The organism is Parabacteroides sp. FAFU027, from assembly GCF_022808675.1.
Classification (GTDB): Bacteria; Bacteroidota; Bacteroidia; order Bacteroidales; family UBA7332; genus CAXXIC01.
On sequence record NZ_JAKZKV010000023.1, the window covers coordinates 1 to 20160 of the forward strand.

The 20160-nt window shown below is 43.4% G+C and carries 15 protein-coding genes, 1 rRNA gene and 1 pseudogene; 10 read left to right on the forward strand and 7 right to left on the reverse strand.

The features are described 5' to 3' along the window. Positions 1 to 100 precede the first annotated feature (100 nt). Positions 101 to 209: ribosomal RNA gene (rrf, locus tag MLE17_RS18535) — 5S ribosomal RNA — on the forward strand. A gap of 292 nt (positions 210 to 501) precedes the next feature. On the opposite strand, the gene MLE17_RS18540 is transcribed toward rrf, so the two are convergent. Next, the gene (locus MLE17_RS18540; RefSeq protein WP_243350264.1) at positions 502 to 1203 is read right to left on the reverse strand and encodes a M48 family metallopeptidase; all 702 of its coding nucleotides are present in this window, start codon (positions 1201 to 1203) and stop codon (positions 502 to 504) included. 245 nt (positions 1204 to 1448) lie between these two features. Here MLE17_RS18540 and MLE17_RS18545 point away from each other — a divergent pair, with 245 nt between their 5' ends. The 7 genes from MLE17_RS18545 to MLE17_RS18575 all read left to right on the forward strand — a co-directional run bounded on the left by MLE17_RS18545 (position 1449) and on the right by MLE17_RS18575 (position 9183). Next, the gene (locus tag MLE17_RS18545) at positions 1449 to 1964 is read left to right on the forward strand and encodes a CvpA family protein (protein WP_243350265.1); all 516 of its coding nucleotides are present in this window, start codon (positions 1449 to 1451) and stop codon (positions 1962 to 1964) included. A gap of 114 nt (positions 1965 to 2078) precedes the next feature. Continuing rightward, positions 2079 to 3533 (forward strand): Fe-S cluster assembly protein SufB, encoded by a 1455-nt coding sequence (gene sufB, locus MLE17_RS18550; RefSeq protein WP_243350266.1) that lies wholly within the window; start codon positions 2079 to 2081, stop codon positions 3531 to 3533. 109 nt (positions 3534 to 3642) lie between these two features. After that, the gene (gene sufC, locus MLE17_RS18555) at positions 3643 to 4395 is read left to right on the forward strand and encodes a Fe-S cluster assembly ATPase SufC (RefSeq protein ID WP_243350267.1); all 753 of its coding nucleotides are present in this window, start codon (positions 3643 to 3645) and stop codon (positions 4393 to 4395) included. Between the two features lie 138 nt (positions 4396 to 4533). Then, a complete protein-coding gene (gene sufD / locus MLE17_RS18560; protein ID WP_243350268.1) occupies positions 4534 to 5880 on the forward strand; it encodes a Fe-S cluster assembly protein SufD in 1347 nt (448 codons plus the stop codon). Positions 5881 to 5945: 65 nt separating this feature from the next. Then, positions 5946 to 7157 (forward strand): cysteine desulfurase, encoded by a 1212-nt coding sequence (locus MLE17_RS18565; RefSeq protein ID WP_243350269.1) that lies wholly within the window; start codon positions 5946 to 5948, stop codon positions 7155 to 7157. A 75-nt stretch (positions 7158 to 7232) separates the two neighbouring features. After that, complete coding sequence (locus tag MLE17_RS18570) at positions 7233 to 8294, forward strand: M20 family metallo-hydrolase (RefSeq protein ID WP_243350270.1); 1062 nt, start codon at positions 7233 to 7235, stop codon at positions 8292 to 8294. A gap of 7 nt (positions 8295 to 8301) precedes the next feature. After that, complete coding sequence (locus MLE17_RS18575; protein WP_243350271.1) at positions 8302 to 9183, forward strand: hypothetical protein; 882 nt, start codon at positions 8302 to 8304, stop codon at positions 9181 to 9183. Positions 9184 to 9185: 2 nt separating this feature from the next. Here the strand turns inward: MLE17_RS18575 and MLE17_RS18580 are convergent, their stop codons facing one another. The 5 genes from MLE17_RS18580 to MLE17_RS18600 form a co-directional block, all read right to left on the reverse strand. Continuing rightward, entirely contained in the window at positions 9186 to 10349 is a 1164-nt protein-coding gene (locus tag MLE17_RS18580; protein WP_243350272.1) for a glycosyltransferase, read from the reverse strand. After that, the gene (locus MLE17_RS18585; RefSeq protein ID WP_243350273.1) at positions 10346 to 11290 is read right to left on the reverse strand and encodes a glycosyltransferase family 2 protein; all 945 of its coding nucleotides are present in this window, start codon (positions 11288 to 11290) and stop codon (positions 10346 to 10348) included. Before MLE17_RS18585 ends, MLE17_RS18580 begins: the two co-directional genes overlap by 4 nt. An 8-nt stretch (positions 11291 to 11298) precedes the next feature. Then, positions 11299 to 12786 (reverse strand): oligosaccharide flippase family protein, encoded by a 1488-nt coding sequence (locus MLE17_RS18590; RefSeq protein WP_243350274.1) that lies wholly within the window; start codon positions 12784 to 12786, stop codon positions 11299 to 11301. A gap of 94 nt (positions 12787 to 12880) precedes the next feature. Next, positions 12881 to 14725, reverse strand: coding sequence for a glutamine--fructose-6-phosphate transaminase (isomerizing) (gene glmS, locus MLE17_RS18595; RefSeq protein WP_243350275.1), 1845 nt, complete (start codon positions 14723 to 14725; stop codon positions 12881 to 12883). Positions 14726 to 14835: 110 nt separating this feature from the next. Continuing rightward, the gene (locus MLE17_RS18600) at positions 14836 to 16503 is read right to left on the reverse strand and encodes a formate--tetrahydrofolate ligase (RefSeq protein ID WP_243350276.1); all 1668 of its coding nucleotides are present in this window, start codon (positions 16501 to 16503) and stop codon (positions 14836 to 14838) included. Positions 16504 to 17817: 1314 nt separating this feature from the next. Here MLE17_RS18600 and MLE17_RS18605 point away from each other — a divergent pair. Continuing rightward, positions 17818 to 18372: a sugar O-acetyltransferase gene (locus MLE17_RS18605; RefSeq protein WP_243350277.1), complete on the forward strand. Its 555-nt coding sequence runs from the start codon at positions 17818 to 17820 to the stop codon at positions 18370 to 18372. A 250-nt stretch (positions 18373 to 18622) separates the two neighbouring features. Next, positions 18623 to 19942 (forward strand): TolC family protein, encoded by a 1320-nt coding sequence (locus MLE17_RS18610; RefSeq protein ID WP_243350278.1) that lies wholly within the window; start codon positions 18623 to 18625, stop codon positions 19940 to 19942. Positions 19943 to 20062: 120 nt separating this feature from the next. Here MLE17_RS18610 and MLE17_RS18615 read toward each other — a convergent pair. Then, positions 20063 to 20160, reverse strand: a pseudogene (locus tag MLE17_RS18615) (IS4 family transposase); the annotation flags it as partial.

Sequence of the window (20160 nt, forward strand, 5' to 3'; positions counted from 1 at the left end):
AGCAATACTAATTACCCGAAACTTTCTTGGTCTTAGATGGCTGGATGGTTCTTATGGACTGCTTTACTTGACGATATGTTATAATGATAAATAAAAATATTTAGGTGGTTATAGCATCGGGGTTCCACCTCTTCCCATTCCGAACAGAGAAGTTAAGCCCGATCACGCCGATGGTACTGCGCAAGTGGGAGAGTAGGTAGCCGCCTTTTAAGAAACCCTCATCAGGAAACTGGTGGGGGTTTTGTCGTTTCTAAGGGATTGAGGGAATGAAGGAATGATTTGAAACGGATGTGCAGAAAAAATAATTTCCTGCGCATCCGTTTTATTTTCCTGCGCAGGGAATTTATTTTTGTGCGCAGGGGATTTTTATCAGGAGCACTGCCGTCCGCACGCAGGCGAGAGGGATAGAAGCGGAGAGCTTCCCGGACTGTATTTCAGGACGGGAACTCGCAGCGGATAGCCCGACCCGCAGGGGCTCGCCCTGATTATTATGTTTAGGGTTTAGATATGCGTTTTGAAGGCTTTTAGTTCATGTCGGAGGGCAAGTGATTGTCCGCCTGTAAATTCGTCCAATTTCCGCCAAAAACGATCACTGTGGTTCATCTCAAGGGTGTGGGTTAATTCGTGTAACAGGACATAATCTATCAGGTGGGACGGGAGTAACATCAGATAGAAGGAGAGGTTGATAGAGCGATGCGTACTGCAGCTGCCCCATCTGCCACGACTTGAATTGATTTTTACATCATTGAAGTTGAGTTTGTGGCGCTCTGCCAACAAGCGTATCCGTTGCGGTAGGTATGCTTTAGCATCGGCTTTGAGAAACCGTTCGATGCCTTTAACCAATAAATTACGAACCTCTTCCCGTTCAAAATCTGTATTCATCGGGCAAGCGATGTGTAGTGTCTCCGCTTTTCGGGAAAAATAGAAATTTTCCCTCTCCATCCGGAAAATGCGAATAGAAAATGTGTGGGTTTTCAACGAACAGGATTCATCAAGAGTCGTTTTGGTATTTTTCTTAGTTACAAAATCCAGAAGTCTGGGCCTGAGTTGATTTAATACCTCTTCGAAATATTTTTGTGTGCAACCGGGTGGAATGGTGGCCAATAATCCTTCAGGAGTAAGTTTGAAAATCACCTTTTTGGCTCGTGAGTTTAAGCGGATAGTAATATTTCCAAGTTCACTGTCGGAATAAATTGACTTCATTGGCTAATTGCAGTTTTTGATTTGTACAAATGTAATATTTTGTTCCCATACTTATTTCATCCCATTACTCTTCATAACCTGAATGCTATCCCATTTATGTATATCCGTTCTATATTGACTTTGCTTGACATTTGCATCAAAATAGCCTGAAATAATATCTCAAACCTTGTAAAACGTGTGAAAAACGGACATTTGTGAAAGTTTCTGAGCATAAATTACTATTTTTGCGAATAGAACAAATGCCTATGAACTTCATTGACTGGATTATAATCATATTAGTGGGATTAGGTGTAGCAAAAGGTTTTCTGGAAGGATTGGTTCGACAGTTGGTATCATTGATGGGCCTTGTTTTCGGAACCTGGGTAGCGATTCATTATGCTGATGCAGCGGCTGTTTTTTTGCAAAAGGTGCATGAATTTCCGGAATTTGTCTGGAAGCCGCTTTCGTTTTTCCTTCCGTTTATTGTGACGCTCCTGGTGGGCAATCTGATTGCAACAATCATTCAACGCATATTGGCCGGAATCGGACTAGGTCCGCTGAATCAAATTGCGGGTGCTGTTTTTGGCGGTCTAAAATCAGCATTGTTGTTAAGTATTCTCTTTAATTTGTTGCAGTTGTTTGACCGCAATAACAGGTTAATAAAATCCTCCACAAAAGAAGAATCCTTTACTTATTATCCGGTCGTGAAGGTAGCGCCGACTATTTTCCCTTATTTGCAAAAGTATTTTAAATACGAGAAAGATAGTGAACAGGAGGCTTAAAACAAGCTTCCAGACTGAACAGATTCAATGAAAAGGAGTTATATGTAATCGGTTGTCCGGAAATAGGACAATATAGCTCCTGAAACATCATATATATCCCAAAATTAGCTCATTATGCAGGAAGAAAAAGAAGAAAAAAATATACTGGATGAGGTAACGACCGGCGACTATAAGTACGGGTTTGTTACTGACATTGATACCGAAATTATTCCGGTAGGGTTGAATGAAGACGTGGTACGTCTGATTTCGGCCAAGAAAAACGAACCGGAATGGCTGCTCGATTTCCGTTTGAAAGCTTTTGCTTACTGGCAAACTATTAAAATGCCGGATTGGGCACACCTGAATTTGCCGGAAATCGACTATCAATCCATCAGCTATTATGCGGCACCCAAAAAGAAGGAAGGTCCCAAGAACATGGATGAGGTGGACCCTGAACTGGTGAAAACGTTCAACAAGCTTGGTATTCCTCTTGAAGAGCAGATGATGCTTTCGGGCATGGCAGTGGATGCCGTGATGGATAGTGTGTCTGTAAAAACGACATTCAAAGAAAAGCTAGCTGAAATGGGAATCATCTTCTGCTCCTTCAGCGAGGCGGTGAAAGATTATCCTGATTTGGTGAAAAAGTACCTCGGTTCGGTAGTGCCTTACCGTGATAACTTCTTTGCCGCACTTAACTCGGCAGTATTCAGTGACGGTTCGTTTGTCTATATACCCAAAGGTATTCGTTGCCCAATGGAGCTTTCTACCTATTTCCGTATCAATGCAGCCAACACCGGACAGTTTGAGCGTACGCTCATAGTCGCTGATGACGATGCGTATGTAAGTTACCTCGAAGGTTGTACCGCTCCGATGCGTGACGAAAACCAGCTTCACGCTGCTATTGTAGAAATCGTTGCTCACGACCGTGCCGAAGTGAAATACTCGACGGTACAGAACTGGTATCCGGGAGACAAAAACGGTGTCGGGGGTATTTACAACTTTGTAACCAAGCGCGGACTTTGTAAAGGGGACAGTTCGAAAATCTCCTGGACACAGGTAGAGACCGGTTCTGCTATTACATGGAAATACCCGAGCTGTATCCTTGCCGGAGATAATTCTGTAGGAGAATTCTATTCTGTGGCCGTTACCAACAATCACCAGCAGGCTGATACTGGAACGAAAATGATTCACCTGGGAAAAAATACCAAAAGTACCATCGTATCAAAAGGTATCTCAGCCGGTCATAGCCAAAACAGTTACCGCGGTCTGGTAAAAATCACCAAACGTGCCGACAATGCCCGTAACCATTCGCAATGTGACAGCCTTCTGTTGGGAGATAAATGTGGAGCCCACACCTTCCCTTATATGGAAATCAATAACGAGACTGCAATGGTGGAGCACGAAGCAACCACTTCCAAAATCAGCGAAGACCAACTCTTCTACTGTAACCAGCGCGGGATTTCTACAGAAGATGCCGTAGGTCTCATTGTAAATGGTTACGCTAAAGAGGTTATGAATAAACTTCCGATGGAGTTTGCAGTAGAAGCCCAGAAACTGTTGCAAATTAGTTTGGAAGGTTCGGTAGGATAAAAGAACCTTATTTCTCCTGAAAGGAGCATAAGACAACTATTAATTCAATCAAAATATTGAAAGTCTTTCAATCGAGAATGTGGACTTTCACCAATAAACAGAGAAAACAATGCTAGAAATAAAGAACCTACACGCCAATATCAACGGCAAAGAAATATTGAGAGGGATTAACCTGACGGTTCGTCCCGGAGAAGTACACGCAATCATGGGACCTAACGGTTCCGGTAAAAGTACCCTTTCTTCAGTTTTGGCAGGAAATCCGGCTTTTACTGTAACTGACGGAGAGGTGAATTTCTATGGAAAGAATCTGCTGGACTTGCCTCCAGAGCACCGCTCTTGCGAAGGCTTGTTCCTTAGTTTCCAGTATCCGGTGGAAATCCCGGGTGTAAGCATGGTGAATTTCATGCGTACAGCGGTAAATGAACACCGCAAATACAAAGGACAGGAGCCGCTTTCTGCTTCAGACTTCCTGAAACTGATGCGTGAAAAACGCGAAATCGTTGAGCTGGACAACAAGCTTGCCAGCCGTTCGGTAAACGAAGGTTTCTCCGGTGGTGAAAAGAAACGTAACGAGATTTTCCAGATGGCAATGCTCGAACCACGCCTTTCTATCCTTGATGAAACGGATTCAGGTCTTGATATCGATGCCCTTCGTGTGGTTGCTACCGGTGTAAATACGCTTCGTAGCGAACATAACGCAACTATTGTGATTACCCACTACCAGCGTTTGTTAGACTACATCAAGCCTGAATTTGTACACGTACTATACAAAGGTCGTATCGTAAAATCAGCAGGTCCTGAGCTTGCACTCGAACTGGAAGACAGAGGTTACGACTGGATTCGCAAAGAGTGGGGTGATTAAGAAAAGATGACCTCCCTCCCGATAACTATCGGGACCCTCCCAAGGAGGGGTTTACAGAATACCATGTCAATGGTAAATAATAAATCGAGTATCACTCATTTTATGGATTCCCATTGGGAATAGAGGGGCTTTTTAAATATGAAAACAGAACAACAATATATAGACTTGTACAATCAGGCCCACGGACTGATTAAGAGTCACTCATCGGAGGTGCTGAATGCACCCCGCGAGAAAGCCTTTGAGGATTTTGTCCGCAACGGTTTTCCCAAGAAAGATTCGGAGGAATACAAATACACCGACGTTGCATCGTTTTTTGACTGGGATTTCGGGTTGAATCTGACCCGATTGAATATTCCCGTTGACCCGTATGAAGTGTTTCATTGTGACGTTCCGAATTTGAGTACTGCTCTTTACTTTTTGGTAAATGACAGCTTCTACAAAAAATTCCAACCGACCGCCCAATTGCCTGAGTCGGTATTTGTCGGAAGCCTGAAAGAGTTTTCGGAGCAAAAACCGGAGATTGCAGCCAAATACTACGGAAAACTGGCTAAAACCGAAAATGACGGTTTGGTTGCCTTCAATACCACATTCGCTCAGGATGGCTTTGTGGTTTACGTTCCCAAGAATACTGTCATTGAGAAGCCGCTTCAGTTGGTAAATATCCTTCGCGGAGATGTTGACTCTATGGCTAACCGCCGGTTGTTGATTATCATGGAAGATAACTCTGAAGCTAAATTACTTGTTTGCGACCACTCGATAGATGAAAAAATCACGTTCCTCGCCACGCAGGTAACGGAAATCTTTGTAGGGGAAAATGCCCGTTTCGATTTCTACGAAATGGAGGAAAACAGCGTAAATACCCGTCGTGTTGCTTCAACTTTCCTTTCTCAGGAGGCAAACTCCAATGTGATGGTAAACGGCATTACTTTGCACAACGGCAAGACCCGCAACAACTACCACGTTGTTTTCAAAGGTGAAAATGCAGAACATCACCTGGGCGGAATTGCGATTGTGGACAAAACGCAGACTGTCGATAATCATTCCTTCATCGACCACGCCGTTCCCCGCTGTTTAAGCAACGAGAACTTCAAATATGTTCTGGACGAATATTCTGTCGGAGCATTCACCGGAAAAATTTTGGTTCGTCCGGATGCCCAGAAAACCGAAGCATACCAGTCCAACAAGAATATCTGTACGACCCGCGAAGCAAAAATGTACACCAAGCCTCAGCTTGAGATTTATGCCGATGATGTCAAATGTAGCCACGGTGCCACTATCGGTCAAATTGACGAAACGGCGCTCTTCTACATGCGTGCCCGTGGAATCTCGGAAGCAGAAGCGCGTATGTTATTGAAATTTGCCTTCATGGCCGATGTTATCGACACAATACGTATGGAAGCGTTGAAAGACCGGCTCAAACTGTTGGTGGAAAAACGTTTCCGTGGCGAGCTGGCCAAATGTGCGGGTTGCAACTTATGTAATTAAGATATTGTGTGCCAATGGAGAGCTTTTCCATTGGCATATTTTCAAATAAAACAAAAGCAAAGACTATGCTTGACGTTCAAAAAATACGAGCCGACTTTCCCATCCTTTCCCGGAAAATCTACGGAAAGGACTTGATATATTTCGACAATGGAGCGACTACTCAAAAGCCCCGTTGCGTGGTGGAGAAAATCGAAGAGGGATACTATAACGTGAATGCCAATATCCACCGCGGCGTTCACTACCTGAGCCAGGAAGCAACCGAAGCTCATGAAGCAGCCCGTCGTACCGTTCAGAAATTCATCAATGCCAAAGAGGCACACGAAATTATCTTTACACGTGGTACTACCGAAGCTATCAATCTTGTGGCATCGTCATTTGGCGAACTGCTTTCAGCAGGAGATGAAGTTATTATATCGGAGATGGAACACCACTCCAACATCGTTCCCTGGCAATTGCTGGAGACCCGCAAAGGCATTAAGCTCCGCGTCATTCCGATGAATGACAATGGAGAATTGTTGCTGGACGAATACCAGAAGCTGTTCAATGAACGGACAAAGCTGGTTTCCGTGATGCACGTTTCCAATGTAATGGGAACGGTTAATCCGGTGAAGGAAATTATCGACTTTGCTCACTCCAAAGGTGTTCCGGCATTGATTGACGGAGCGCAGTCGGTTCCGCACATGAAGATTGATGTGCAGGAACTGGATGCCGATTTTTACGCTTTCTCAGCGCATAAAATCTACGGACCGAACGGTATTGGAGTTTTATACGGAAAAACCGAATGGCTGGAGAAAATACCTCCTTATCAGGGCGGTGGTGAAATGATTGCCACGGTCTCTTTTGAGAAAACGACATTCAATGAACTGCCGTTTAAGTTTGAAGCCGGAACTCCGGACTATATCGGGTCAACCGGATTGGCAGCAGCTTTGGACTATGTATCGGCAATTGGTATGGATAACATTGCTGCTTATGAGGATGAGCTACTGCATTATGCAACTGAAAAATTGCTTGAGATAGACGGCCTGCGCATATTGGGAACAGCAGCTCACAAAGGTGCTGTAATTTCATTCTTAGTGGGCAATATTCACCACTACGATATGGGCATGTTGCTCGATAAACTGGGAATTGCTGTCCGTACCGGTCACCACTGCGCTCAACCATTGATGAAGCGCTTGGGTGTGGAAGGAACGGTTCGCGCTTCCTTCTCATTTTACAATACCAAAGAAGAGATCGACGCGTTGGTGTCTGCCGTGAAACGCATTGCCAGCATGTTCTAAATTTGACTATATTTGCAGGAGCAGGTAACAGTGTACTAACTGTTGTCTGCTCCTGCTTTTTTATTTGCAAAAACTATGAATATCGACGAAGCTTACTACTCTGCCGTTGACCTGCTCAAAGCGCTCATCGCCATACCTTCACTCAGTCGGGAAGAGGATCAGGCGGCAGACTATATGTATAATTTCCTCCAAAGTCATGGCCTGGAGGTTTTCCGCAAAGGCAACAACAACTGGTGTTTTGCTCATCCCTACGATGCAGCCAAACCAACTATTCTGCTGAATTCTCACATCGATACCGTAAAAGCGGCATCATCCTGGACCAAGAATCCATTGGAACCACTGGAAGAAGAAGGCAAGCTGTACGGACTGGGAAGTAACGATGCCGGAGCCAGTCTGGTTTCACTACTCCATACGTTTCTGGTTTTACGGGAAAAAGCGCTGCCGTATAATCTGCTTTTCCTGGCTTCTTGCGAGGAGGAGGTTTCAGGGAAAAATGGCGCTGAAGCAGCATTGCCGGAATTGCCTTCCATCTCATTTGCAGTTGTAGGAGAACCGACTGGCATGAACGCTGCCATTGCCGAAAAAGGGCTGATGGTACTCGACTGTGTCGTGCATGGAAAGTCAGGCCACGCAGCCCGCAATGAGGGTGACAATGCCATCTACAAAGCGCTACCCATCATCGAGAAATTCCGCGATTACCATTTCCCAAAGCAAACCAACCTGCTCGGCCCGGTGAAAATGACAGTCAGTGTCATTAAAGCAGGAACGCAACACAACGTTGTTCCTGACCGTTGCGAATTTACCGTAGATGTCCGTTCAAACGAATGCTATACCAACGAAGAAATTTTCAATATCCTGAAGGAGGAGATGACCTGCGACATCACGCCGCGCTCTTTCCGCCTGAACTCTTCGAGCATTGACACAAACCATCCCTTCGTGCAACGCGCTCAATTGCTGGGCAAAACCATCTATGGTTCACCAACGCTTTCGGACCAGACCTTTATGCGTTTCCCTACGGTGAAAATGGGCCCCGGAGATTCTGCCCGTTCTCATACAGCTGATGAATTCATTTACTTAGATGAAATCCGGGAGGCGATTCAGATTTACGTGAAATTGTTGGATGGATTGGAGCTGTAAGTAAGTTATGCGGATTACTCATCTTCGACATAATCAGATTGATAAAGAAAAATGGGATGCGACAATAGCGAACGCTGCAAATTGTCGCATCTATGCTTTGTCGTGGTATCTCGATATTGTGTCGCCCGGATGGGAGACATTGGCTACGGAAGAGTATCAATATGTGATGCCTTTGCCTGTCAAAAGGAAATTTGGATTTCCCTATTTGGTGCAACCGCTTTGTTGCCAGCAATTGGGTGTATTTTCAGCGTTAAGCATCGCATCAGAGATAGTAACGGATTTTATTCACTCAATTCCTTATTTCAGATATGATCTTCAGCTAAACTCTTCTAATCCTCTATCTGAGAGTATTATTCGCACCAATATCACTATCGATCTTTCTCTTCCATTCGAAGACTTGAAAAAGAAATATTCGAAGAATACCATTCGTAATATCAATAAGACAACCAAAGAGAAGCTGAAAATTAGTTCCGGAGTAGAGTTTAATCTGTTTCGAAACTTTATTTTGAAAGAATCCCGGTTTTATACACCGGAAATTATATCTATCATTGAGAACCTCTATCAAGTTGCTCATCTTAAAGATCAAACCGAAATCTGGGGTGTCTTTCAGGAAAATACTCTTCTCACAGCCACCTTTTTTCTCAAATACAAAGAAAGATATTATTACCTTGCACCAGTCTCTTCCGAAAAAGGAAAACAACTTTCAGCGATGTTTGCTTTAATGAACCAGTTTCTGATTGAAAAGTCTGGAAAAACTTCTATTCTGGACTTTGAAGGTTCTTCCCTACCTGAGGTTGCTCGGTTTTATACGGGATTGGGAGGTGAAAAAGAAGAATACTACCGAATCCGGAGAGAATTCCCCCTTCTTGATCTTTTTCGGAAGAAGTAGTTCTATTGAGAATTCAGAACCTGATTATATATCTCAATTAATTGTCTAACAATAACCTCTTTGTGCGCAATATTGCGGGCATGTTGGGAAAGTCTTTTCCGATCAAACGATTCGATATTCTTCACCATTCTGAGCATAGCCCCGGCAAATGCCTCCGGGTCTTCATTCGGAACACGGTAGCCGCAAAATGAAGGAACCACAAACTCCGGAACCACGTCAGTGCAAACCACAGGCAAGCCCGTGCTTAATGCCTCCACTGTTGCAATCGATTGAGATTCGACCCGACTGGAAAGTAAGAATGCATCGGCAGAATGCATCAGCTCCCTGACTTCTTCACGGGATAACTCACCGGTAAAAACAATCTTATCACGGTTAAGGCAATCCGAAAGTATCTTTTGAAACTTCGGTGAATCAAAATATTCGCCTGCAATGGAGAGTTTCACATCCGGATGCTTTTCGCAAAATCGATCAAAGGCTTTCAGGAGTATATCGTAGCCCTTTACTTTATAAAATCCATTGGCACAGATGAAATGGAACGGTTTGTTTGGGTCCCTCTCTTTGTAATGGAAAAAATCGGTATCGACAATATTGGGAACGGCTTTCCAGGGAACCTTTTCACCTGAATAGATCGAGATCTTCCGCATCAGTTGATCTGAAACGGGAATTATGAAATCGGCATTTTCAAAAGTCTTCTGATAGTATGGATCTTTCCATGCCGGAAATTGCCTGATGGAGAATTCACTTTGCAGGGCAAATACCCCCCGGTGTTCGGTAATCACATAGGTTACACCAAACCTTTCCTTGATGATTGCCGCAGCCAGCCCTCCCCAGGTAGAACTGTGGACATGTATTAAATCGGGCAGCCCTTGTTCGAGCTGGTATTTTTCAAAAAGGTCAAGAGTTTTTTTTACCCAGTATTCAATATTAAACTTTTCGCTTTTAGGAAGTTGTCGGGTGAAGCAACGGTAGGTAAGTAATCCCCTTTCCATTTGACTGAAACTTTTCCACGAAGAGGTTAGATATTTCATTTGGTCAAATGTAACGGATAATGATACATTTGCCAATACATCTACCTCAATCCCTTGTTCCTGAATAAACAAAGCTTGTTCTTGTATAAAATAGGCTCTTCCTGGCAGATACCAGGAGGGAAGGATCAGGATTTTCATTTCAATAGTCCGGTAATTAGTTTCACGAATCTTCGTTTTGAAACGACTAAGAATCGAAGCAGTATAAAATAACAGGTAAGCAATCGCCAGGGGATTTTATTGTAAAAACGCAATTTTTGCAGCATTTCCCGGTGCTGTATGGTGAAACTGTATTTCTCTGCGATTTCTCTGGCGATTCTTTTGTCTCCGTAGATCGAGTCAAGAATACCTTTATGCAAAGCGGCATAGGCCAGAAATTCATTTTTTGTAGAATTCCCCGGTTCCAGAAACTGTGCGTAATGATCCGACTCACTTGAACGTAATCTTTTCAGGGTATCATTCTCATTGCAAAAATACCAGGATAACCTTTTATTGGTAAAGCAAACCGGATAGGTTGATGCTATTTTTATCCATGTAAAAAGGTCCTCCCGATGTTTGATATTGGTAGGGAATCCTCCCACACTATTGATTGTGTCCCGAGGTAAAACAACCGAAGACGAATTAATGATGTCGTTTTCAGTTGCCAACTCAAAGAAGTTCGCTATTATCCCTTCTTTTATGGGCGAATTGCTGGGTACGATTTTACCGTTATTGGACAAAACAGTCCAGGCGCAACTGTACCAACCGCATCCGGGAAAAGATTCAATCAACCTTTTCATTTCCATTAGAAACGCCGGTTCCCATTTATCATCGGCATCAAGCAAGCCGATATATTCAGATTTTGCCTCAGCGATTCCTCTGTTACGGGCAGCTGATACGCCTTGGTTTTCCTGAGCAATCAGCCTGATCCGGTGGTCTGTATATTGTTTGACTATTTCCGGACCGTCATCTGTTGAACCGTCATCGACGATTATTAACTCAAAGTATCGATAAGATTGGGCCAAAACACTATCAATTGCCCTTGCAATAAACTTCCCTTTTTGATGGAGAGGAATGACAATTGAGAACGTAATGTTATTCATGTTATTTTCTACGATTTAGACTTAATGAAACGTTTCATCATCAGAAGCATATTGATATTCATCTCTTCTTTCAGCACTTTATTTGACCATAAGCAGCTGATTACCAATATGAATAATGAGATAAATAATGCAATAGAATCCTTAATAAAGATCGTGTTCAGAACTAATAATGTAACAAAGATACAAATCGTCAGAAAAATCTTTCTCAATAGAGGTGTGAAGACAAAACCGGTTATCTTCTTCACCGAATAATATCGTACGATAAAAAAGATGGTATAGGCTACAAAATGGCACATTCCCAATCCGTTGAAGCCCCATAATCTGGTAAACAGATAAAGCATGCCAAAATCGAAGAACAGATAAAAGATCTGCAAAGTCATATAAACTCCACTTTTACCTTTAGCAGTAGTCGTATATCCCAAAGGCCACTCCAGCACCCTCAGCAAAACAGCCATAATCTGCCATCTGAGAATGGAAGTTCCCTGAATAAAATCATGATTGTAAAAAAGTTGAAGAATATAAGGTGCGAAAGCAAAAGTCGCGATTACCCCAATTGATCCCAAAAGAAGTCCAAGTTCCATTTGTTCGGCAGCTTTTTTATTGATCAGTTGGTCATTGTCCCTCACACTCATTAAGCTTGGTAAGAATTCGACTCCCATCGCACTTACAATGGTTTGTACATAGAGAGTGGACAAGACAATGCAGGCCTGGTAAATTCCTAAAACCTCAAAACTAAAGATTTCTTTCAGATAGAATCTGGCAACATATAATAGACAGGTATTTATAATACCGGGAATGGCATAACTAATCCCAATGCCAATTATTGGCTTAAAGTGTTTTATATACTCGCTCTTGGTTGGAAGTATTGATTTAATGCCAAGTTTCCGGATATAGAGTGCTGAGACAATGCTGTTTACGATGAAAACAGCCAGGATACTTAACTCTATGCCTTTTTGCCTGAAAAAATAGAGAATGGGCAATGCCACAATGACTCCCCAAACAGCAGCCATTACCTGAACCTTAGCCATAGCCTTGATTTCACGGACCCCGTTGAGAATAATAATATTGATATTGTATATATTGCTAAACAGGACGGCAAATGAAATAAAAATAATTCCGAGACTGTATTTATCGTTTTTAAACTGAAAAAGACTGATCTCTTTGGAGAAAAGAATCATTAATAAAGCTGCTACTGAAGATGCGCCTATAATCCAGGTTTTCAGAATAAAAACAATCTTCTCAACCTCATTCTGTCGTTCGTCTGACTTTTCCAATGCGAGTTGTCGCACGCCTCCGGCACCAATTCCAAACTGGCACGTATTAGACATGAAATCCAACAAGCTATTGTAAAGACTGAAAACACCAAAACCGCCAGTTCCTAATATTATGGCTATACATTTAGTGCGGATTATTCCCAATAAAATTGCAATAATCTGAACCAAACCAACCAGTCCTGTTGTCTTTAAGATTGAGTTATAACTGTTTTTTTCACTCATATTGTTATCTCATCAGAATCTCAGCTACGAAACTAAATAAAATCCCCCGCCTGATTCCTTCAAACGGGGGATTAAAGATAGTATTTTTAGACGATTACTCAACCGTCACGGATTTCGCCAGATTTCGGGGTTGGTCCACGTCGCGGCCTTTATTCACGGCAATGTGGTAAGCCAGAAGCTGCAAAGGAATAGAGGTCAACAGTGGATCGAGGCACTCCTCGGTAGCCGGTACGGCAATCGAGTAGTCTGCGAGTTTGGTTACAGTTTCATCTCCTTCGGTTACGATGGCAATGATCTTACCACCTCGCGCTTTTACTTCCTGGATGTTGCTGACCACCTTTTCGTAAAGTTCATTGTGAGTGGCAATTACCACGACCGGCATTTCATTGTCAATCAATGCGATAGGGCCGTGCTTCATCTCAGCCGCCGGATATCCTTCCGCATGGATATATGAAATCTCTTTCAGCTTCAATGCTCCTTCCAGCGCCGATGGATAGTTGTATCCGCGACCCAGGTAGATGAAGTTTTTGGCGTAGGTAAATATTTTGGAGAACTGGTGGATAGATTCATGCTGAGTCAGGATGTGCCCGATTTTTTCAGGAATAATAGTCAGTTCTTTTACCGTATTCAGGAATTTCTCTTCTGTGATAGAGCCTTTTTCTTTGGCAATAGTCAATGCCAGCATGGTCAGTACGGTAACCTGACCGGTAAATGCCTTGGTCGATGCCACCCCGATTTCAGGACCCACGTGGATGTATGATCCGGAATGTGTAGCACGGGGAATAGACGAACCGATAGCGTTACAGATACCGTAGATAAATGCTCCCTTGCTTTTTGCCAGTTCGATAGCCGCCAGTGTATCGGCTGTTTCACCTGACTGGGAAATGGCAATTACCACATCATCCGGATAGATCACCGGATTGCGGTAACGGAATTCAGAGGCATATTCCACCTCTACCGGGATCCGGCATAGGTCTTCGATCACGTGCTCGCCGATCAGTCCGGCATGCCAGGAAGTACCGCAAGCCACGATGATAATGCGGCGTGCATTCAGGAATTTCTCTTTATGGTCGATGACACCCGAAAGTACAACACTGGTTCCTTCCACGTTAATACGGCCACGGGTACAGTCGAGGATAGTTTTAGGTTGTTCGAAGATCTCCTTGATCATGAAGTGAGGATATCCGCCTTTTTCCAGTTGGCTCAGGCTGAGTTCCAGCTTCTTGATTTCGTGAGAACGTTCCACATTTTTCAGGTCCACGACTTTCAACTCTTCACCACGGCGAAGGATTGCAATCTCCTCATCATCCAGGTAAACTACCTGATTGGTGTATTCGATAATCGGAGTTGCATCTGAAGCCAGGAAGAATTCATTTTCACCGATACCTACTACCAACGGGCTGCTTTTACGGGCCGCGATGATCTGGTCAGGGTTACCCTTTTCGATTACGGCGATTGCATAAGCTCCGATTACTTCATTCAGCGCTAACTGAACAGCGGTAAACAGGTCGCATTTATTGGTAACCTTAATATATTCGATCAACTGGATCAAAACTTCAGTGTCAGTGCTACTGCTGAAAGTAAATCCGTGCTCAATCAACATGGCTTTCAGTACGGCATAGTTTTCGATAATACCGTTGTGAATCAAAGCCAGTGTCTCTGACTGAGAGTAGTGAGGGTGAGCGTTTACGTTGTTGGGCTCTCCGTGAGTAGCCCAACGGGTATGAGCGATACCAATGGTACCGGTAGTATCTTTTGACTCTGCGAATTCTTCCAGTTCGGCTACTTTACCTTTCGCCTTATAGACATTCAGGTCGTTTTTGGGATTGATCAATGCCACACCGGCGCTATCATATCCGCGGTATTCCAGGCGATGTAATCCTTTGATCAAAATGGGATATGCATCTCTGTCTCCTAAATAACCTACAATTCCACACATAATATTTGTTTTAATAAATTGACCTGCAAATGTAAGCGAAAATGATTTTCGTAAATCAAAATGGCAGAATAAAATACAGAATAATCACAAATAACTTAGAAATCTGACGCTTAGCTCAAGCCTTCTACCTGTCCGTCTTTCAAATAGATCAGATTTGCCTGTGGTACTTTGGGAAGCCCCGGCATACGCATGATTTCTCCGGCTACGGCTACGATAAATTCAGCACCGCTGTTGATGATGATATCGTTGATTTTAAATTCGAAATCTTTGATGATATCTACCGCTTTAGGGTCGGCAGAGAAAGAGTATTGGGTTTTTGCGATGCAGACCGGGAAATGCTCGTATCCGAAACGGTGAATATTTTTCAACGCTTTCTCCGCTTTGTCACTAAACATGACGTGGCGCGCGCCATAGACGTATTTGGCAATCTTCTCGATTTTCTCAGCAATGGAATCTTCATCGCTGTAAGAGAAGAGCAGTTGTTTGGATGGTCGTTTTTCAATCAGTTCCACTACTTTCTCTGCGAGCTCAACGGCGCCTTTTCCGCCTTCGGCAAAAGCATTGTTAACAACAAACTCTACTCCCATACAACGGCAGTGCTCTGCAATCAGAGCTACTTCCTCGTCTGTATCGCAGCTATAACGGTTAAATGCCACCATCACCGTCTGTCCGAATTTGCGCATGTTCTCGATATGCTTGTCCAGGTTGGCGAAGCCGCGCTTGATGCCTTCGATATTTGGTTCCTTGATTTTGTCCACCGCAACGCCACCGTGCATTTTCAGGCCCTGCGCCGTAGCGACGATGACTGTTAGCTTAGGTTGTAATCCCGATTTGCGGCATTTGATGTTGAAGAATTTTTCAGCGCCAAGATCGGCGCCGAAGCCCGCTTCAGTTACTACATATTCACCGTAGGTCAAGGCCATTTTGGTAGAAAGCACGGAGTTGCAACCGTGAGCAATATTGGCAAAAGGACCACCATGAACAAAAGCCGCAGTATTTTCTGTTGTTTGAACGATATTTGGATTAATGGCCTCTTTCAGAAGCACAGTAATGGCACCCGCTACACCAAGATCTTTTACCGTAAAAGGTTTGTCCTCGTAGGTGTAACCCAACAGGATATTTTCGATGCGACGCTCCAGGTCTTCGATGCTGGTAGAGAGGCAAAGGATAGCCATAATCTCGGAAGCCGGAGTAATGTCAAATCCGGTTTCGGTAGGGATGCCGTTTGCCTTGCCATTCAGGCCGGTAACCACGCTGCGCAGGGAACGGTCATTGATATCAAGCACACGTTTCCAGAGAATCTCTTTCAAACCTTTGCAGGTCCCTCTGTTTTGATAAAGGTAGTTATCGAGGAGTGCAGAAATCATGTTGTTGGCCGAAGTGATGGCATGGAAATCACCTGTGAAATGCAGGTTGATGCTTTCCATCGGAAGCACCTGGGCGTAACCACCTCCGGCTGCACCGCCTTTTTGTCCGAAACAAGGGCCAAGTGAAGGTTCGCGTAAAGCCACAATCGCACGTTTACCAATCTGATTCAGTCCCAGTGCGAGACCGATAGAAACCGTGGTTTTTCCGATACCCGCTTTGGTAGGGGTAATGGCTGTCACCAGGATCAGATTGTTTTGTTTCACCTTTTCTTCATCGATTAGCCGGTATGAGAGCTTGGAGATGTATTTTCCGTAATACATAAGCTCGTCGGGACAAATACCCAGATCGATGGCGATGTCCTTGATCTTCTTCAAAGGGGTTTCGCGGGCGATTTCAATATCAGTTTTCATGTGCGAGTGTAGCGTATAGTGTGTTAGTTTATTCTGCTGAAAGGCTCTCTGGAACGGTCCGATTGCACAAATTCCGAAAAGCAGTGCAAAGATACAATCTTATCCCCGAAAAACCGTATCGGGCTGAAAGGAAAGGGCATAAAATGAAATCAAAAGTATCAAAATGTCTCTTTTTGAGTGGGGAAAGCTTTGGAACACACGTTTTATGCCTGTTGTTGCGATTTAAATTGTCTCCCTACAATACGAGAAAATCGGCAAGTTGTTATTCTGAACACACCAATCAGAAAAAAGTAGTTTAATAACTCACAAAAGGTCATATCCAACTTGCAGAAGCCTATGTTTGCTTGCATAAGGCTCTGCGTATTTTGCAAAACCAAAAACAAGCTATGCAAAGTGCTTCTCATAACATACATAGCCCTTTGCGTGTTTTGCCGGAAGCTTTACCTGTTTTGCAAAGGGGCTTGCGTAACTTGCAGAAGCCAATGTTTGTTTTGTATAAGGCTCTGCGTGTTTTACAAAGGCAAAAACAAGTTATGCAAAGGGCTTTGCGTAACTTGCAAGAGGCTTTGCAAGTTTTGCAAACAACTATTCAGTATATAGTATTTACTTGTAGTATAGTGATATAACTGTAAGTGCTTTATTTTTGGCCTCTATTTCTCGCAATATTTGTAATAAATACTCATCATCCCGCCTTTTAGCATTATGAGGATTGAAATCCGAAAACAAATAGGTTGAACATTCGAAGCATTGCTAAAATGGTTATTTTTATAGCGGAATAGTTTGTTGTCGGATTGAAAATCCTTTTAGTGTTATGAGGCGAGATTGCAAATCTCGCCAACGGTTCCACTACTTTTATTTGTAAATCCAGAGTGACTTGGAAAACTCATTCCGTGTCTAGCACAAGGTACTTGAGAGCAGCGGTGATTTGTGCTGGAAATAAGAGAAGTCTCCGACTGTGAACATGGAAAATGTAAATTGTGTTGAAGCTATTCAGTTTGAAAAATGAATCGATTTGAATCCAAGTCCCCGTTGCGCTCATAACTGGCTCCTGAGTGCGATTAAGCAGTCTTGGTGCGAAAGTCAATTACAGAGTTTCTTTCACATAGAATCGCAGAATCACCCCAAAACAAAATAACCGCAGAAAGAGTCCTACAACTCATTTTCTGCGGTTATTTCTTTATCCGAATCCATCAGAAGAAACAATCGAAGTATAGGTATAGCATTCGGGTGACAATTTTAGAATCGCTAATAAATGAGCTAACTTTGCTGCGTAGATTGAAACTACATTTATATAACGACCAATTGCTTAGTAAGATGAAAACAGAAAAAGAGAAAATGATGGCGGGAGAGCCCTATGATGCGTTTTGCCAGGAGCTGACCGATATTCGCACCCGGGTAAAACGTACTCTTCACAAACTCAACGTAACAGAATACTATACAGACAAATTTCAGGATACCATTAATGAATTGTGTCCCAATGCGGCCAAAGACCTGAATATTGTACCTCCGTTTTATTGCGACTATGGCGAGAATATCTACGCAGCGGAAGGTGTCTTCTTTAATTCCGGAGCTACCATACTCGATGGCGCAAAAGTTACCATTGGCAAAAAAACGCTTATGGCGCCGGGCGTCCATATCTACACGGCAAGACATCCTGTCAATGTGAAAGACCGCAGAGAGTGGGAAGATTGCCAACCGGTAACAATCGGTGAAGAGTGTTGGATTGGCGGGCATGTTACGATTTGTCCCGGAGTTACCATTGGTGACCGTGCTGTAATCGGAGCAGGCGCAGTCGTGACCAAAGACATTCCGGCAGATACTTTGGCTGTGGGAAATCCGGCAAGAGTGGTTAAAAAACTCAATGAATAAAAGATGTTCAAAACAACATTGTAAGGCGGTATATAAATACCACAATCATAATCAGGAAAGCAGTTTCAGCAAAAGTCTGGAGCTGCTTTCTGCGTTTATGCTGTGAGGCGATTCACACTCTCCTGAAAGACTGCCAGTTTTTCATCGGGAAAATCAGACTGAATGTCGATAGAATTCAGCCCTATATATAATGTATTTGTAATGCGGAATTGGGGGTGATAATTTTGTTGCATAATCAATGAATTGCAATATGAAGAAAATGATCAGAAACCTGTTTATACTGGCCGCTTTGGGAGCATCGGTAACTATTGCCGCACAGCAAAAGCCGGCCAAGTGGGACTTGAAGAATTGCATTGAGTATGCTCATCAGAATAACATCAAGGTACAGAAGGCGAAGATAGCCGTTGAGGAGAGTAAGGTGGATTTGAAACAGTCAAAAGCGGCCTATTTGCCTTCCCTTACTGCGAGTATGTCGCAAAACCTGGATAATGCAAAGAGCGTAACAAGCAACAGCTTCAATTCCTCGATGAAAGGGAGCTACTCCCTGAGTTCCAACATGACCCTCTACAACGGCGGCAAGATCGCTGATGACATCAGGCAAAAGAGTCTGCAAACTACCATTCAGGAGCTGACATTGAAAGAGACAAAGAATGATATCGAGGTATCGATTGCACAAGCCTATTTGCAAGTGCTTTATGCCAATGAAACGGAGAAAACCGACCAGCAAACGCTGGAAACTTCCGCTGCCCAGTTGAAGCGTTCGAAAAACCTACTGGATGCAGGCTCAATAACCAAAATAGATTATGCACAGGTGGAGTCGCAATACAGCACCGATAAATACCAGTTGGCTGTTGACCAAAACACACTGGATGAGGCGAAACTGTCACTGAAACAGTTGCTTGAACTGGGCATCAACGATGATTTTCAGGTAGAAATCCCGGCATTGACAGATGAACAGGTACTGGAAGTGTTACCTACAAAGTATGACGTTTACCAGACGGCTTTGAAAGTAATGCCACAAATCCGCAACAGCCAGTTAAGTATTGATGTGGCTGGATTGACCTATTCCAAAGCGAAAGCAGGTAGTTTGCCAACCATTTCCCTGGGTGGAAGTCTGGGGACGGGCAATATCTATAACCGGAGTACGTCGTTTGGAACACAGCTTGGAAACAACTTTGGTCAGAATCTGGGAGTTTCCGTGAGTCTGCCTATTTTCAATAACCGTCAGACGAAGTCGGCTATCGAGAAAGCCAAAATGGAGATTGATGCGGCGAAACTGGATTACACTTCTGCCCAAAAGGATTTGTTGAAAACCATTGAATCGGTCTATCAGGATGTGGTATCTGCTCAAAGTAAGTACGTGGCTGCCAAAGACCAGTTGAAATCAACCGAACTCAGTTACAAACTAACCGAAGAGCAATTCAACCTCGGTATGAAGAATACGGTTGACCTGCTGACGCAAAAGAATAAATACCTCTCTGCACAGCAAGCCTACCTGCAAGCCAAATATACAGCAGTACTTAACCTGAAGTTACTGAATTTCTATCAGGGAACTTCAATCTCGTTATAAAAAGGAGAGGTGCAGACACCGGGCAGCGGCTCAAAGCCGCTTGCCGGATTGAAATTACATCGTGTCTTTACATTCACTCAAATAAAACAATCACTAGTGTCCCATAAAAATTGGGACGAATTAAAAATCAAATAAATTTGGCTCATTAAGCCTAAAACGCTCTTTGTCATTTTGAAATTTAGTTTTGTCGAAGAGGTCTCGAAGATGAGTTTTATCAG